This is a genomic window from Amycolatopsis sp. NPDC001319, from assembly GCF_042896185.1.
GTDB lineage: Bacteria > Actinomycetota > Actinomycetes > Mycobacteriales > Pseudonocardiaceae > Amycolatopsis.
Map to the genome: position 1 here is coordinate 191,816 of NZ_JBIAWY010000009.1, position 14,690 is coordinate 206,505.

The 14,690-nt window shown below is 72.9% G+C and carries 12 protein-coding genes; 11 read left to right on the forward strand and 1 reads right to left on the reverse strand.

Annotated features, from left to right (window positions below; all coding sequences use genetic code 11):
* Positions 1–207 precede the first annotated feature (207 nt).
* The 3 genes from ACFY1H_RS31940 to ACFY1H_RS31950 are packed head-to-tail and all read left to right on the forward strand — an operon-like array spanning position 208 to position 1,634.
* Positions 208–807, forward strand: a complete 600-nt coding sequence (locus ACFY1H_RS31940) for a hypothetical protein (RefSeq protein ID WP_386952558.1) — start codon at positions 208–210, stop codon at positions 805–807.
* Between the two features lie 25 nt (positions 808–832).
* Positions 833–1,099, forward strand: coding sequence for a dsRBD fold-containing protein (locus tag ACFY1H_RS31945; protein WP_366582657.1), 267 nt, complete (start codon positions 833–835; stop codon positions 1,097–1,099).
* A gap of 13 nt (positions 1,100–1,112) precedes the next feature.
* Positions 1,113–1,634 (forward strand): flavodoxin family protein, encoded by a 522-nt coding sequence (locus tag ACFY1H_RS31950; RefSeq protein WP_386952561.1) that lies wholly within the window; start codon positions 1,113–1,115, stop codon positions 1,632–1,634.
* A 185-nt stretch (positions 1,635–1,819) separates the two neighbouring features.
* On the opposite strand, the gene ACFY1H_RS31955 is transcribed toward ACFY1H_RS31950, so the two are convergent.
* On the reverse strand, positions 1,820–2,446 hold the full coding sequence (locus tag ACFY1H_RS31955; protein ID WP_386952564.1) for a hypothetical protein: 627 nt from the start codon (positions 2,444–2,446) through the stop codon (positions 1,820–1,822).
* Positions 2,447–2,622: 176 nt separating this feature from the next.
* Here ACFY1H_RS31955 and ACFY1H_RS31960 point away from each other — a divergent pair, with 176 nt between their 5' ends.
* The 8 genes from ACFY1H_RS31960 to ACFY1H_RS31995 all read left to right on the forward strand — a co-directional run bounded on the left by ACFY1H_RS31960 (position 2,623) and on the right by ACFY1H_RS31995 (position 14,589).
* A complete protein-coding gene (locus tag ACFY1H_RS31960) occupies positions 2,623–3,156 on the forward strand; it encodes a flavodoxin domain-containing protein (protein ID WP_366582660.1) in 534 nt (177 codons plus the stop codon).
* A 272-nt stretch (positions 3,157–3,428) separates the two neighbouring features.
* On the forward strand, positions 3,429–3,929 hold the full coding sequence (locus ACFY1H_RS31965) for a universal stress protein (RefSeq protein ID WP_366582661.1): 501 nt from the start codon (positions 3,429–3,431) through the stop codon (positions 3,927–3,929).
* A gap of 113 nt (positions 3,930–4,042) precedes the next feature.
* Positions 4,043–4,891, forward strand: coding sequence for a molybdenum cofactor guanylyltransferase (locus tag ACFY1H_RS31970; protein WP_366582662.1), 849 nt, complete (start codon positions 4,043–4,045; stop codon positions 4,889–4,891).
* Between the two features lie 39 nt (positions 4,892–4,930).
* Positions 4,931–6,733 (forward strand): aldehyde ferredoxin oxidoreductase family protein, encoded by a 1,803-nt coding sequence (locus ACFY1H_RS31975; RefSeq protein ID WP_386952567.1) that lies wholly within the window; start codon positions 4,931–4,933, stop codon positions 6,731–6,733.
* A gap of 53 nt (positions 6,734–6,786) precedes the next feature.
* A complete protein-coding gene (gene fdhF / locus ACFY1H_RS31980) occupies positions 6,787–9,741 on the forward strand; it encodes a formate dehydrogenase subunit alpha (RefSeq protein ID WP_386952570.1) in 2,955 nt (984 codons plus the stop codon).
* Positions 9,738–11,468 carry an NAD(P)H-dependent oxidoreductase subunit E gene (locus ACFY1H_RS31985; RefSeq protein WP_386952573.1) on the forward strand — a complete coding sequence of 577 codons (1,731 nt, stop codon included), beginning with the start codon at positions 9,738–9,740 and terminating at the stop codon, positions 11,466–11,468. Before fdhF ends, ACFY1H_RS31985 begins: the two co-directional genes overlap by 4 nt.
* On the forward strand, positions 11,465–12,685 hold the full coding sequence (gene glp, locus ACFY1H_RS31990; protein WP_366582666.1) for a gephyrin-like molybdotransferase Glp: 1,221 nt from the start codon (positions 11,465–11,467) through the stop codon (positions 12,683–12,685). The genes ACFY1H_RS31985 and glp overlap by 4 nt, the downstream gene beginning before the upstream one ends.
* A complete protein-coding gene (locus ACFY1H_RS31995) occupies positions 12,682–14,589 on the forward strand; it encodes a molybdopterin biosynthesis protein (protein WP_386952576.1) in 1,908 nt (635 codons plus the stop codon). Before glp ends, ACFY1H_RS31995 begins: the two co-directional genes overlap by 4 nt.
* Positions 14,590–14,690 lie beyond the last annotated feature (101 nt).

Below are 14,690 nucleotides of genomic sequence, written 5' to 3' on the forward strand. Positions count from 1 at the left end.
TCTCCGTTCGGGCGCGTGGGTGTCTCGTCCGACCTTGACGCCCGCGGCCGGGACGGGCCAAGGGTCTTTGGTCCCCGGCCGGACACCGGCAGGGGTGCACGCCGGGGACCGGCGACCCGGCGATGCGGGCAGAAGGCCTCTTCGGGCCGGCCGGTGCGCGGCCCATGCTGAGCGGAAACCGGCCCGTCGAACGGAAAGGCGCGAGACATGATCCCGTCGGCGAACCGCTTGCCGCGGTGGTGGCACGTGCTCGTTCCCGCACGCGGTTCCGTCGCGCGGGCTTCGGACCGGCTGCAGGCCGGACTGGTGCTCATGGTGCTTCTCGCGGCCCTGGCCGCGGTCCCGTTCTCGGCCGCCGCCGGCTCGTCGGTCTACGCTTCGCAGCAGGCGGTCTCGGCGCGGGAACTCGCCGACTACGCGCCGGTGACGGCGACTCTGCTCGCGGACGGTCCGCCGGTTTCCGTGAGTGGCCGCAGCGCCGCCGCCGGCAGCCCGGTGCCGACCGACGCGACCTGGCACTCCGCCGACGGCGTCCGGCACGTCGGGAAGGTGGATGCGATCGAAGGCTCCCACCGCGGCGATACCGTGCCGATCTGGGTGGATCGCGCCGGCGTCGTGGTCGACCCGCCGCTGAGCGCCGCCGCCGCCGTCGTGAACGCGGTCGCGGCCGCGGCCGGGCTGTTGTTCGCGGGGTGGCTCGGGCTGGCGCTGCTCTACGGGATCGCCGTCTTCGCACTGAACCGCCACCGCATGGGGAAGTGGCAGCAGGAGTGGTTCGCCATCGCGAGCAGGAAAACGCGCTCGTGAACCGTCGGCGGAACAGGAGGAAGTCATGCACACCAGGCAATGGCACGTCGAAGTGCTGCTCAGCGAGGACGAAGGGCGGACGAACGCCACGGCCCGGCTGCACACCGGGTCGGGTACGCCGCTCGACGCCGCGGGCACCGCGCGGCTCAACCCGGTCGACCGCGACGTCCCGGAGATCGGCGACGAGCTCGCCGCCGCCCGGGCGCTGAGCGCGCTCGCGCACCGGCTGCTGGACGTCGCCGCGGAGGACATCGAAGGCAGCACGCACGAGCCGGCTCGGCTCGACAGGTGAGGAGGTGGACGGGATGCACGCGATCGTCGTGTACGAGTCCATGTTCGGTGACACCGAAGAGGTGGCCCGCGCGGTGGCGGACGGGCTGGGTTCCGCCGAGGTCGTCCCCGTCGACCTCGCGCCGCGCGATCTGATGGGGCGCGACCTGCTCGTGGTGGGCGCGCCGACGCACGTCCACGGGATGAGCCGGCCGTCGACGCGCAAGGCGGCGGCGGAGCAGGCCCCGGAAGGGACTCGCACGCACGAGTCGGGGATGCGCGAGTGGCTGGGTGGGTTTCACGTCCTGCCACCGGGAACGACCACGGCCGCGTTCGACACCAGGCTCCGCAAACCTCGGTGGCTGACCGGCTCCGCCGCGAGGGTGGCCGACAAGATCCTGCGCCGCCTCGGTCATCCGCCGATCGTCCCGGCGACGAGCTTCTTCGTCGAGGTGGTGGACGGCGAAACGCGGCTGGTGGAGGGAGAACGAGCCCGCGCCCGGGAGTGGGGCGAGTCCCTAGCCCGGGCCCAGCGGACTGGGTCCGGCCGCGGCTGAGGGTCCCTGCGGCGGTGACGGCTCGGTGGGGACGGCTCGGCGGGAAGGTCCGTCGCGCCACCGGATGATGCCGTGATCCGCCGGTCGGGGGGCGGCGTGCAATCGGGAAAGCCGTGGTGTCCGATACGCCGGCGAGGAACCCGAGCCGGTTCCCGAAGCCGCGGCCGCCGGGTCGAGCGGCGCGTTCAATCCGGCCGGCCGGGGGCGGCGAGAGCCCGGGCCCGTGCCTCCTCGGAGATCGTCCGCACCAGCGTGGCGTGGGCCGCCTGGGCGAAGGGCCGGGCGATTCGCCAGTACCGGCGGAACTTGAGCCAGCTCTGCGGGTCCGTCATCTGCACTCGGCTGTCGACGGTCAGCAGGCTGTGGTGGACTCCGTAGGACCGCACGCCGAACGTGATCACCAGTTTCCCGTATCCAGGTTCGGAAAACGCCGCGAAGTCGTCCGGGTCGACCCGGCGCCAGGTGACGACCGGGCGCCAGAACTTCCCGGCGACGCCGACCGCGAACTCGGCGCCCGGGTGCTCGCCGAGGAGCGCCCAGTCGGAACCGCTGTCGAGGTCGTCGACGGTCAGGCGGGTGGGCTGCCGGGGCGGCCCGTGGCGCCGGTCGCGCCAGCGCGCGGGCAGCTCGCGGACCCGCTCCGTGACCGTCAGCAGTCCACTGTGGACGTCCGTCAGGTCGAGGTCGCGTGCCGCCGCGTACGTCTCCTTGGCCGGCGCGTCGACGATCTCATGGCGCACCAGGGAGAACTGGGGGTGCGGGACGAACCGGTCGCCGAGCAGATCGGGTGCCTGCGGGTGGGAATCCGTCATGGTTCCTCCTCTTCGGGCGGGGGTGGAGTGTCCAGGCTCGGCGCGCCCCCGTGCGCGCGCCAGGATCGGACGGTGTGTGCGTGGCCGATTTCGTCATCGCCGGAAGTGACTTCCTGCTCTGCCGCGGGCCGCGGCGGGACGCCACGGTGAGGGGGTCGATCGGAAGGCGGCTGGCCATGAGGATTCTCGTCGTGGTGGCGACCAGGCACGGCGCCACGAGGGAAATCGCCGAGCAGATCGCCGCGACGGCCAGGGCTTCGCTCGAGGAAACCGGTGTCGTGGTGGAGGCCGAGGTGCGCGATGCCGAGCACGTCACGTCGTTCGCGGGGTACGACGCGGCGGTGCTCGGCAGCGCGGTCTACTTCGGGCATTGGCTCGACAGCGCCCGTCGTGTCGTGCACGAGCACCAGGAGGAGCTGCGCCGCGTCCCCGTGTGGCTGTTCTCCAGCGGGCCGGCGGGGGAGCAGGCGCACCCGGGGGAGGATCCGGTGGACGTCTCGGACGTGCTGGTCGCTTCGGGCGCCCGCGAGCACCGGCTTTTCGGCGGCCGCATCGAGCGCGCGAAGCTGCGCTTCCCCGAACGGGCCGTGGTCGCCGCGCTGCGAGTACCGGACGGCGACAACCGCGACTGGCCGATGATCCGGGCCTGGGCGCGGACCATCGCCGGCGAGCTGGCCGCGGAGCCCGCGCAGCGGCAGGGCCGGCGATGAGCGGGAGAGCCGCGGTCGTGCCCGTCCTGGCTCGTGCGCCGGGGGCGCCGCGCGGACGACGGCACGGGACCCGGCTGCCTTCGCCGGTGATACGGGCCCCGTCGATCGGGTGCCAGCCTCGGCGAATCCCGGTCTCACCGAGCTACTGGTGCGGATCGATATCACGTCGATCTCGGTGGACCCCGACGTGATCGGTCGCGCCCGGCACGCGATCGCCGCGGCCGAGCGCGGCGCCCTGCCGGGCCCCGTCCCCGTCGGGAGAGGAGAAGGCCGTGACCACGGCAGACGAGAACGACATCGTCGTCGGTGTCGACGGTTCGGCGGGCAGCGCCGCGGCGCTGCGCTGGGCCCTGGCCGAGGCGAAGGCGAGCGGCCGGCGGGTCGTGGCGGTCCGGGCGTGGACCTACGACCCCACCGCCGATCTGGAGTCGGCGGCGGCGCGGTCGCCGCGGGACCTGGAAAACCGCTACCGGCAGCGGCTGGCGCAGTCCGTCGCCGAGGCACTCGCCGGCGCCGACCCGGTGCCGGTCCGGGCGGAGCCCGTCGACGGCGCGCCCGGTCCGGTCCTCGTGCGGGTCTCGCAGAACGCGGCGATGCTCGTCGTCGGGAGCCACGGCCACGGCCGCCTGCTGCGGCTGCTCGTCGGGTCCGTGTCCGCCCACTGCCTCAAGGAGTCCCGCTGCCCGGTTGTCGTCGTGCCGGTTCGCACGGCGGAGGAACGGGGGCCGGTCCCGGACCCGGCCGTGACCTACGAGCCCGGCCCGCTGTTGTGAGCACGCCGCAGTCGCTCTTCTCGCTCGGCGGCCCGGCCGAGGCGGCCGGGCCGGGGAACGCCGCGGTGGCTGTTCCTCGCCACCGTCCGTGACTCGCGGCTATCCTCCGGCAGATGCAGACCGAGGCGGGTGTGGTGCTTGCCGGTGGGCGATCGTCGCGGATGGGCCGGCCCAAGGCGGGCTTGGAGTGGCACGGCTCGACGCTGCTGTACCGGACGTGTGCCGTGCTGGGACGGGTGATCGACGGCCCGGTGGTGGTCGTCGCGGCGGCCGGGCAGGAGCTGCCCGAGCTGCCGGCGGCCGTCGAGGTCGTCGAGGATCCGGTCGAGGGCCTCGGGCCGATGCAGGGGGTCGCGGCGGGACTGGCGGCGGTGGCGGAGCGGGCCGAGGCGGCGTTCGTGTGCTCGACGGACATGCCGTTGCTGCATCCCGCGTGGGTGCGGCGAGTGCTGCGCGGGCTGGCGGAGACGGGTGCGGACATGGTGATGCCGGTGGCCCGGGGGTTCCGGCAGCCGCTGGCGGCCGCGTACCGGACGTCGCTGGCCGGGCTGATCACCGGGCTGATCGGGGAGGGCGACCTGCGGCCGGGGATGTTGTTCAAGCACTGCACCGTCGCCCAGCTCGAGGACGCCCAGCTGCTCTCCGACCGGGCGCTGGCGAAGCTCGACCCGGAGCTGGAGTCGGTGATCAACGTGAACACGCCGGAGGACTACGCCGAGGTGCGGCACCGCCCGGCGCCGGAGGTGACGGTCGAACGGTTCGGGGCACTGGCGGGCAAGGACGGGCACCGGCCGCGGACCGGCCGTGCGGCCACGTTGGGTGCGGCCGCCGAGCTGGCCGGGCTGGCGCTGGACCGGCACGTGGTCGCCGCGGTGAACGGTGAGCAGGTGACGCGGGATCCGTTGCTGCCGCTCGTGACGGGGGATTCGGTGGCGTTCCTGTCGGCAGATGCCGGCGGCTGAGCGCGCCACAACCGCTCGAACGGGCCTACAGTCGGAGGCATGGCGCCGGGAGGCTTTTTCGGGCGGGCACTGGTCGTCGACGTCGGGGACGACACGGCGACCGGTGAAACGTGCGAGCTGGACGAGCGCGTGCTGCGCGCGTACCTCGGCGGCGTCGGGCTGGGCACGTGGCTGCTGCACCGGTTCGCGCCGCCGCGGGTGGATCCGCTCGCGCCGGAAGCACCGTTGGCGTTCGTGTTCTCGTCGCTCGTGGGCACGCCGCTGACCACGAGCGCGAAGTTCGCCGTCGTCGCCAAGTCCCCGTTGACCGGCCTGCTGACCGACGCGTTGGCGTCGAGCCAGTTCGCCATCGCCGGGAAGCTGACCGGGCACGACGCCCTCGTCATCCGCGGTCGCGCCGCCCGCTTGTCGGTGCTGCTCGTCGACGGTGACGGAGTGCGCCTCGAACCGGCGCCGGAGCTGGCCGGGTTGCCCGCGGCCGACGCCGAAGCACGGGCCCGGCAGCGGTTCGGGCGCGGCTGGCGCACGGCGGCGATCGGGCCGGCCGGGGAACGTCAGGTCCGCTACGCCACGATCAGCCACGACGGCCGCCACGCCGGGCGCGGCGGGCTCGGCGCGGTGCTGGGCGCGAAGAACATCAAGGCGGTCCTCGTGCGGTCGGCGACCAAGGTGGCCGTCGCGGACCAGGCCGGGGTGCTGGCCGCGGCGAAAGACCTGCGGCGACGCAGTTTCGGCCCGGCCACCGCGAAGTACCGGGAGCTGGGCACGCTGGCGAACCTGCTGGCGTTCAACGCGGTCAGCACGTTGCCGACCCGCAACTTCACCGCCGCCACCTTCGACGGCGCGCCGAAGCTCGCCGCCGAGGAGCTGCACGAGCTGCGCGGGGTGGCCCGCAACAGCTGCGCGTCCTGCTCGATCGGCTGCGAGCACATCTACTCCCGCAAGGGCGGCGGCAGTCAGCGGATGGAGTACGAGAACGTGTTCGCGCTCGGCCCGCTGTGCGGGGTCTCCGATCCCGACGACGTGTTCGCCGCCAGCGCGAAGTGCGACGAGCTGGGTCTGGACACGATTTCGGCCGGCGGCACGATCGCGTGGGCCATGGAATGCGTCGAGCGGGGCCTGATCGACGAGCCGTGGCTGAAGTTCGGCGACGGCGCCGCGTTGCTGCGGGCGCTCGAGGCGATCGGCGCCCGCGAGGCCGGGCTGGGCGAGCTGCTGGCCCAGGGGTCCCGGCGCGCGGCCGCGATCGTCGGGCACGGCTCGATCGGCTTCGCCCCGCAGGTCAAGGGCCTGGAGCTGCCGGGTTACGAGCCGCGCAGCCTGCAGTCGATGGCGCTGGGCCTGGCGGTGAACGCGCGCGGCGCCGACCACAACCGGTCCGGCGCCTACGAAGCCGACCTCTCGGGCGAGGTGAACCGGTTCCGCGGCGGCGCGGCCCACGTCGGCGCGGCGATCGGCACCGAGGACCGGGCCGCGGTGATGGACTCGATGATCCTGTGCAAGTTCCTGCGCGGGGTGTTCGAGGACCCGTTCACCGAGTGGGCCACGCTGCTGTCCCTGGTCACCGGCTGGCCGGTCGACGCGGACGAGCTGCGGGCCACGGCCGAGCGGATCGTGCGGGCCAAGCGGGCCTTCAACCAGCGCGAAGGTGCCACCGCGAAGGACGACACCCTGCCGCCCCGCATGCTGGAAACGCCGCTGGAGCTGGCGTCCGGTCGTGCCGCGACGTTGACCGCGCAGCAATTGCAGGCCATGGTCGACAGTTATTACGTTGCCCGTGGGCTCGATGAGGAAGGACGGGTGCGCGCCAGCGACCTTCCCGGACTCCTCCTCGAAGCCTGACTGTACGAGGTATGTTGTATACGACATACGCTCGCTTGTGACGGAGGTCAGTGATGACGACAGTCGATGAGCCGGCCACAGCGGTGCGTACGGTGACCACGACGATCGACGGCCACTCCGTGACGGTGCCCGAGGGAACGAGCATCTACAACGCGGCTCAGCAGGCCGGCATCGACATTCCCGTGCTGTGCCACAACGAGCGCTACGACCCCGTCGGCGTCTGCCGGATGTGCGTGGTCGACACCGGCGGCCGCGTGTTCGCCGCCGCGTGCGTGCGCCCGTGCGAGGACGGCATGGAAGTCAAGACCAGCACGCCCGAGCTGGAACGCAACCGCGCGACGCTCACCGAGCTGCTGCTGTCGGACCAGCCGGACCGCGCCGAGGACCCCAAGCAGACCACGACCGGCGACAACCTGCTGCTGGAGCTGGCCGACCGCTTCGACGTCGCCAAGGAGACCACCGACCTGCCCTGCGGCTCCGGGCGCGGCACGGACCTGTCCAACCCGGTCATCGCCGTCAACCACGACGCCTGCATCCTCTGCGACCGCTGCGTGCGGGCCTGCGACGACATCCAGGGCAACGACGTGATCGGCCGCTCCGGCAAGGGCTACTCGACGAAGATCGCGTTCGACCTCGACGACCCCATGGGCTCCAGCTCCTGCGTCACCTGCGGCGAGTGCGTGCAGGCCTGCCCGACGGGCGCGCTGACCAACAAGGCGATCAACCTCATCCCGATCCAGCCCCGCGAGCAGCTCGACGCCGTCGACAGCGTCTGCCCCTACTGCGGGGTCGGCTGCGCGCTGACGTACTACGTCGACCGCGACCGCGGCGCGATCTCCTTCGCCGAAGGCCGCGACCAGCCCGGGTCGAAGAGCCGGCTGTGCGTCAAGGGCCGCTACGGCTGGGACTACGCCGCTTCACCGCAACGGCTCACCACGCCGCTCATCCGCATCGACTCGTCGTACCCGAAGGGCCCGCTGTCCGCGGACGTCCGCGGCGACGCCGAGAACGACCGTGGACGCGGCGGTGGCGGCGGGAACCGCAGCGGGGGCGGCCGGAGCCAGAAGCGCGGCCGCGACGGCCGGCGCAAGCCGGGTGGGCTCGTCGACTACGACGAGGTCATGCCGCACTTCCGCGAGGCGACCTGGGACGAGGCGCTCGACCTCGTCGCGCGGCGGCTCAAGGAGATCCACGCGACCGGTGGGCCGGGCGCCATCGCCGGGTTCGGCTCGGCGAAGTGCTCCAACGAGGAGGCCTACCTCTTCCAGAAGCTCATCCGGGCCGGGTTCGGCACCAACAACGTCGACCACTGCACCCGGCTGTGCCACGCGTCCTCGGTCGCGGCGCTGTTCGAGGGTGTCGGCTCGGGCGCGGTGTCCACGACCTACGGCGACGTGACCAACGCGGACATCGTGATCATCACCGGGTCCAACCCGACGGCGAACCACCCGGTCGCCAGCTCGTTCTTCAAGCAGGCCCGCCGGCGCGGCACCAAGATCGTCTACGTGGACCCGCGCGCCAGCACGGTGTCCGAGCACGCCGACTACTACTGCCAGGTCAAGCCCGGCACCGATGTCGCGTTCTACAACTCGATCATGCACGAGGTGATCCGGCTCGGGATGATCGATCGCGAGTTCATCGCCGAGCGCGTGTCGGGCTACGAGGAGCTCGCGCGCACGGTCGCGGAGTACCCGCCGGAGCGGGCCGCGCAGATCACCGGCGTGGACGCGGACCTGATCCGCGAGGTCGCCCGCGAGTGGGGCGAGGCCGGCGCGGGCGTCATCTACTGGGGCATGGGCATTTCCCAGCACACCACCGGCACCGACAACGCCCGCTGCCTGATCGCGCTGTGCTCGATCACCGGCAACGTCGGCCGGCCCGGTACCGGGCTGCACCCGTTGCGCGGTCAGAACAACGTGCAGGGCGCCTCCGACGCGGGCCTGATCCCGATGTTCTACCCGGACTACCAGGGCGTCGACCGCGACCGCACCCGGCAGCGGTTCGAGCAGGCCTGGGGCACGACCCTGGACCCGAAGCGCGGGCTGACCGTCACCGAGATCATCGGCTCGGTGCTCAAACCCGGTGGCGTGCGCGGGATGTACATGCTCGGGGAGAACCCGTTCCTGTCCGACCCGAACATCAACAAGGTCCGCAAGGCCCTCGGCGCGCTGGACTTCCTCGTGGTGCAGGACATCTTCCTCACCGAGACGGCCGAGTTCGCCGACGTGATCCTGCCCGCGTCGTCCTACCTGGAGAAGGACGGCAGCTACACCAACACCGACCGGCGGGTGCAACTGGGCCGCAAGGTCATGGACCCGCCCGGGCAGGCGCGGGTCGACTGGGAGATCGTGCAGGACATCGCCCGGCGGATCGGCCTGGACTGGAACTACCCGGGCCCCAGCGAGATCTTCGACGAGATGGTCGCGCTGATGCCCTCGTACAAGAACCTGCGCCACGACAACCTCGGCCTGTCCGGGAAGCTCTACCCCAACGCCGACCCGGAGCACTCCGACGGCACCGTGGTGCTGTTCGACGAGCGATTCAACACCGACGACGGCTTGGCCCACCTCGTCGCCGCGCAGTGGCTGCCGGCCAAGGAACTCCCGGACGCGGAGTACCCGCTGGTGCTCAACACCGGCCGGCTGCTGGAGCACTGGCACACCGGGTCGATGACGCGGCGCTCGTTCGCGCTGGACTCGATCGCCCCGATCCCGGAGGTGTACATGCACCCGAAGGACGCCGCCGACCGCGGCCTGGCCCACGGTGAACGGGCGCGCGTGCGGTCCCGGCGCGGGGTGATCGAGCTGCAGGTGAAGATCTCGCACCGCGAACAGCTCGGGAACTGCTTCATCCCGTTCCACTTCCGGGAAGCGGCGGCGAACCTGCTGACCATCGACGAGATCGACCCGTACGGCAAGATCCCCGAGTTCAAGTTCTGCGCGATCCAGGTCGAGGCCCTGGGCGCGGCGCACACGGAATCCGTCACGGCGGCAGGAGTCGCGGAATGACCTTGAGTCCCGAGCGGGTGCCCGGCGTCGAGGCGCGGGCGGGCAAGTTCCCCGGCCCGTCGCTGATCCCGGCGCTGAACGCGATCCAGGCCCGGCTCGGCTGGCTGCCGCGCGAGGAGCTGGAGGAGCTCGCGCGCGACGTGAGCCGGCCGCGGTACGAGATCGAGGGCCTGATCTCGTTCTACCCGCACTTCCGCACCACCCCGCCGAAAAAGGTGCAGATCAGCGTCTGCCACGACCTGTCGTGCTGGCTACGCTCGGGCGAGGACCGCATCGCGGAGATCAAGCAGCAGTACGGCGAAGACACCGACGTCGAGCTGGTCGAGGTCTCGTGCCTGGGCCGCTGCGACGCCGCGCCCGCGGCCGCGGTGAACGAGCACCCGGCGCCGGTGTCCGAAGTGGACACGTTGGTCACCGCCGCGCGCGGCGGGGGAGTCGGGCCCGCGTCGGCGGTGCGGCGCGAGGAGCCTTGGCCGAACGATCCGTACCCCGGCGGTTCCGGGGTGGGCGAGCGCTATCGCTCATTGCGCGCGTTGCTGGCCGGCGAGATCAGTGCCGAGTCCGTGGTGGCGACGCTCAAGGACTCCGGGCTGCGCGGCATGGGCGGTGCCGGGTTCCCGACCGGGCAGAAGTGGAATCTGGTCGCCGGCGCCCAGCCGGGCACGGTGAAGTACGCCATCTGCAACGCCGACGAGTCCGAGCCGGGCACGTTCAAGGACCGGCAGATCCTCGCCGAGCAGCCGCACCTGGTGCTGGAAGGGCTGCTGCTGGGCATGGCCGTCGTCGGTGCCGAGCAGGGCTGGGTGTTCATCCGGCACGAGTACGGCCCCGAGGAACACGTGCTGAGCGAGGAGATCGCCGCGTTGCGCGAGGCCGGGGTGATCGGGCCGGACGCGTGCGGCAGCGGGCGGCGGCTGGAGCTGGACCTCTTCGTCTCCCCGGGCGGCTACATCCTCGGCGAGGAGACGGCGCTGCTCGAGTGCATGGAGGGCCACCGCGGCGAGCCCCGCAACAAACCGCCGTTCCCGGGCAACTACGGCCTGCACGGGCGGCCCACCCTGATCAACTCGGTGGAGACCTTCGCCGACGTGCCGGTGATCCTGCAGCGCGGCGCGGACTGGTGGCATTCGCAGGGCATCGGCGACTCGACCGGCTGGAAGTTCTTCGCCGTCTCCGGGCATGTGGCCGACCCCGGCGTGTACTGCGTGCCGATGGGTACCACCGTGCGGGAGCTGATCGACACTGCCGGTGGGGTGCTCGACGGTGCGCCCGTGGGCGCGGTTCAGCCGGGCGGGGCGTCGTCCAATTTCATCGGACCCGACCAGCTCGACCTGCGGCTGGACTTCGCGTCGCTGGCCGAGGCCGGGACGATGCTGGGCTCCGGCGCCCTGGTGGTGCTGGCCGAAGGCACCGACCTGCTGGCCGCGTCGACGAACGTGCTGCGGTTCTTCCGCAACGAGTCGTGCGGCAAATGCGTGCCCTGCCGGGTCGGGTCCACGAAGGCGCACACGCTGCTGCGCGGTGTGCTCGACACGGAGTCCGAATTGGACGACGCCGGGCGCGGGAAGATCCTGCAGCTGGAAGAGGCGATGCGCAAGACGTCGATCTGCGGGCTCGGCCAGGTCGCGCTCGGGCCGGTGGTGTCGGTGCTGGGCTTGGCCAAGGGCGGCGCCGCGGCGCGTCCCCACCCGAAGCCCGAGGGAGCGAAGGACCAGCCGGGTCGGTGAGCGGACGCGAGTTCTTCACCACCCGCACCGTCGCCGAGGCCCTCGCCGGGTTCCGTCCGGCGCACCGCACCGCCGTCGAGACCGTCGCGTTGCCGGCGGCCCTGCACCGGGTACCGGCGGGCGACATCCCGTCGCCACACGCGTTGCCGGGCTTCGTCAAGTCCACAGTGGACGGGTTCGCGGTCCGGGCGGCGGACACCTACGGCGCCTCCGACGGCCTGCCGTCCTATTTGGACCTGCTCGGCGCGGTCCGGATGGGCACCGCGCCCACGGTGTCCGTGCGGCCGGGCGGCTGCGTGGCGATGCCGACCGGCGGGGTGCTGCCCGACGGGGCGGACGCGGTGGTGATGGTCGAGTTCACCGCCGAGACCATGCCGGGCACGATCGAGGTCACCCGGCCGGTCGCGCCGGGCGGCGGGCTGGTGCGCGCCGACGACGACGTGGCCGCCGGCGCGCCGCTCGTCCCGGGTGGACGGCCGTTGCGGGCGCCGGAGCTGGGTCTGCTGGCCGCCGCGGGCGTGGTGTCCGTGCCGGTGCACGCGCGGCCGCGGGTCGTGATCATCTCGACCGGCGACGAGGTCGTCCCGCCCGGGACCGCCACGCTCGCCGCGGGCCAGGTGCGCGACGCCACGGCGTCCGCGTTGGCCGGCTTGGTGCTCGAAGCCGGCGGCGACCCGGTGCTCGCCGGCATCGTCTCGGACGAACCCGGGGCGCTGAAGGACAAGCTGACGGCGGTGCTGCCCGGGGCGGACCTGGTGGTCGTGTCGGCCGGGTCGTCGGTCGGCGCTCGGGACGAGACCGCGGGCGCCGTCGCCGCGGTCGGCGAGGTCTGGTGCCACGGGCTGGCGATCAAACCGGGGAAGCCGACGCTGCTGGCCGAGTGCGGCGGGATCCCGGTGATCGGCCTGCCGGGCAACCCCTTGTCCGCGCTGGTGGTGTTCGGGCAGATCGGGATTCCCGTGCTGTGGCGGCTCAGCGGGTGTGAGATCCCGCCCGCGCGGCCTTCGACGCGCGCGCGGCTCTCGCGCGATCTGGCCTCGGCCGCCGGCCGGCTCGACGTGGTCCAGGTCCGCGTGCGCGACGGTGTCGCCGAGCCGCTGTTCGGGCCGTCCGCGCTGCTGTCGGTGCTCACCCGCGCGGACGGGTACGTGGTCGTCCCGGAACCGGCGACCGGGCTCGACGGCGGCCTGGACGTGGATGTCACGCTGTACGCATGAACAGCCCGTTCATCTCCGATGTCCCCGCCGCCCAGGCCCACGCCGCCTGGCGGGAAGCGCGGGCGGCCGCCGGGTGCCCGGCGCGGGTCGGGGCGATCCGGGTCCCCGTCGGCGAGGCGGTGGGGCGGGTCACCGCGGAACCGGTGTGGGCGTTGCGGTCCTCACCGGCGTTCGACTCGTCCGGAATGGACGGCATCGCCGTGCGCGCGGCCGACACGGTGGGGGCCTCGGAGACGGCGCCCGTGGTGGTGACGGATTTCGAAGTCGTCGACACCGGCGACCCGCTGCCGCCCGGGTACGACGCGGTGGTCATGCGTGAACACGTCCACCACACGCCCGGCGGCGCCGAGCTGCACACGGCGGTGCCGCCGTACCAGCACGTGCGCTCCATCGGGGAAGACATCAGCGCGGCCGAGCTGCTGCTGCCCGAGGGCCATCGGCTGCGTCCGGTCGACGTCGCCGCGAGTGCCGCCGCCGGCGTGACCGAGCTGGCCGTGCGGCGGGCACCGGTCGTGGTGATCATCCCGACCGGTGACGAGATCCGGCCGCTGGGGACCGAGCTGCGGCCGGGCGAGATCGCCGACACCAACTCGGTGATGCTCGCCGCGCAGGCCCGCGAGGTCGGCTGCGACGCCCGGGTCACCGCCATCGTCGCCGACGACCCGGCCGCCATCACCGCCGCCGCGCGCACGGCCGCTCGCGAAGCCGACCTGGTCATGCTCATCGCGGGGTCCAGCGCGGGCCGCGACGACTACACCGCCCGCGTCGTCGCCGAAGCCGGAACCGTTGCCGTGCACGGGGTCGCGGTGCGGCCCGGGCATCCCGTGGTGCTCGGGACCGTCACCGGCGATCCGGCGACGCCGATCCTCGGGGTGCCCGGTTATCCCGTGTCGGCGGCGCTGACGTTCGACATCTTCGCCGCGCCCCTGCTGGCCGAGCTCGAAGGCGCCGCGCCCCGCGAACGGCCCTCGACCACGGCCCGCCTCGCCCGGAAACTGCCGTCGGTGGTCGGCATGGACGACTGGGTGCGCGTGCGGCTGGGCCGCGTGCAGGACCACGTCGTCGCGACCCCGCTCCCGCGCGGCGCCGGGGTGCTCACCTCCCTCGTGCGGGCCGACGGCCTGCTCGTGGTCCCGGCCGGCGTCGAAGGGCACCACGCCGGGACCGAGGTCCGCGTGGAGCTGCTGCGCGGACTCGCCGAGATCGACCGGACCATCGTCGCGATCGGTTCGCACGACCTCGTGCTCGACCTCGCCGCTTCGGCCCTGCGCGCCGCCGACCCGCTCGTGACACTGGCCTCCTCCAACGTCGGCTCGCTCGGCGGCCTGGTCGCCCTGCGCGACGGGTTGTGCCACCTCGCCGGGTCGCACCTGCTCGACCCCGCCACCGGCGAGTACACCCTGCCGTACGTGGAACGCCTGCTCGGCGACGAGGCCGCCGTGATCCGGCTCGTGCACCGGGACCAGGGGCTCCTCGTCGCGCCGGGAAACCCGTTGGGCCTCAAGGACATCGACGACCTCGTCCGGCCGGGGGTGCGCTACGTCAACCGCCAGCGCGGCGCCGGCACCCGCGCCCTGCTCGACCACGAACTGGGCCGCCGCGGCCTCGATCCCGCCGCCATCCCCGGTTACGCCCGCGAGGAACACACCCACCTCGCCGTCGCCGCCGCGGTCGCCGCCGGCCGCGCCGACACCGGCCTGGGCATCCTCGCCGCGGCCCGCGCCTTCGGCCTCGACTTCGTGCCGGTGGCGCAGGAACCCTACGATCTCGTGCTGCGGGCCGCGGACGTGTCGCACGAGCTCCTGGCTCCACTGTGGACACTGCTCGCGGACCCCGGCTTCCGCACGCGCGTCGAGGAGCTCGGCGGCTACTCCTGCGCCGAGACGGGCAACCGGATCCGCTGAGTCGATCTCGGCAGAAGCCGATCTTCTGGCGCGCGGGAATCTCCGGCTCGTTCTGACACGATCGGAAACGGTCACGGAGAAGGCCGAGTCGCACCAGGATC

What these genes read in the sequence shown, in the direction of transcription:
- ACFY1H_RS31940 (WP_386952558.1), top strand. Translation starts at nt 208, where the DNA reads ATGATCCCGTCGGCGAACCGCTTGCCGCGGTGGTGGCACGTGCTCGTT.
- ACFY1H_RS31945 (WP_366582657.1), top strand. Translation starts at nt 833, where the DNA reads ATGCACACCAGGCAATGGCACGTCGAAGTGCTGCTCAGCGAGGACGAA.
- ACFY1H_RS31950 (WP_386952561.1), top strand. Translation starts at nt 1,113, where the DNA reads ATGCACGCGATCGTCGTGTACGAGTCCATGTTCGGTGACACCGAAGAG.
- ACFY1H_RS31955 (WP_386952564.1), bottom strand. Translation starts at nt 2,446, where the DNA reads ATGACGGATTCCCACCCGCAGGCACCCGATCTGCTCGGCGACCGGTTC.
- ACFY1H_RS31960 (WP_366582660.1), top strand. Translation starts at nt 2,623, where the DNA reads ATGAGGATTCTCGTCGTGGTGGCGACCAGGCACGGCGCCACGAGGGAA.
- ACFY1H_RS31970 (WP_366582662.1), top strand. Translation starts at nt 4,043, where the DNA reads ATGCAGACCGAGGCGGGTGTGGTGCTTGCCGGTGGGCGATCGTCGCGG.
- ACFY1H_RS31975 (WP_386952567.1), top strand. Translation starts at nt 4,931, where the DNA reads ATGGCGCCGGGAGGCTTTTTCGGGCGGGCACTGGTCGTCGACGTCGGG.
- fdhF (WP_386952570.1), top strand. Translation starts at nt 6,787, where the DNA reads ATGACGACAGTCGATGAGCCGGCCACAGCGGTGCGTACGGTGACCACG.
- ACFY1H_RS31985 (WP_386952573.1), top strand. Translation starts at nt 9,738, where the DNA reads ATGACCTTGAGTCCCGAGCGGGTGCCCGGCGTCGAGGCGCGGGCGGGC.
- ACFY1H_RS31995 (WP_386952576.1), top strand. Translation starts at nt 12,682, where the DNA reads ATGAACAGCCCGTTCATCTCCGATGTCCCCGCCGCCCAGGCCCACGCC.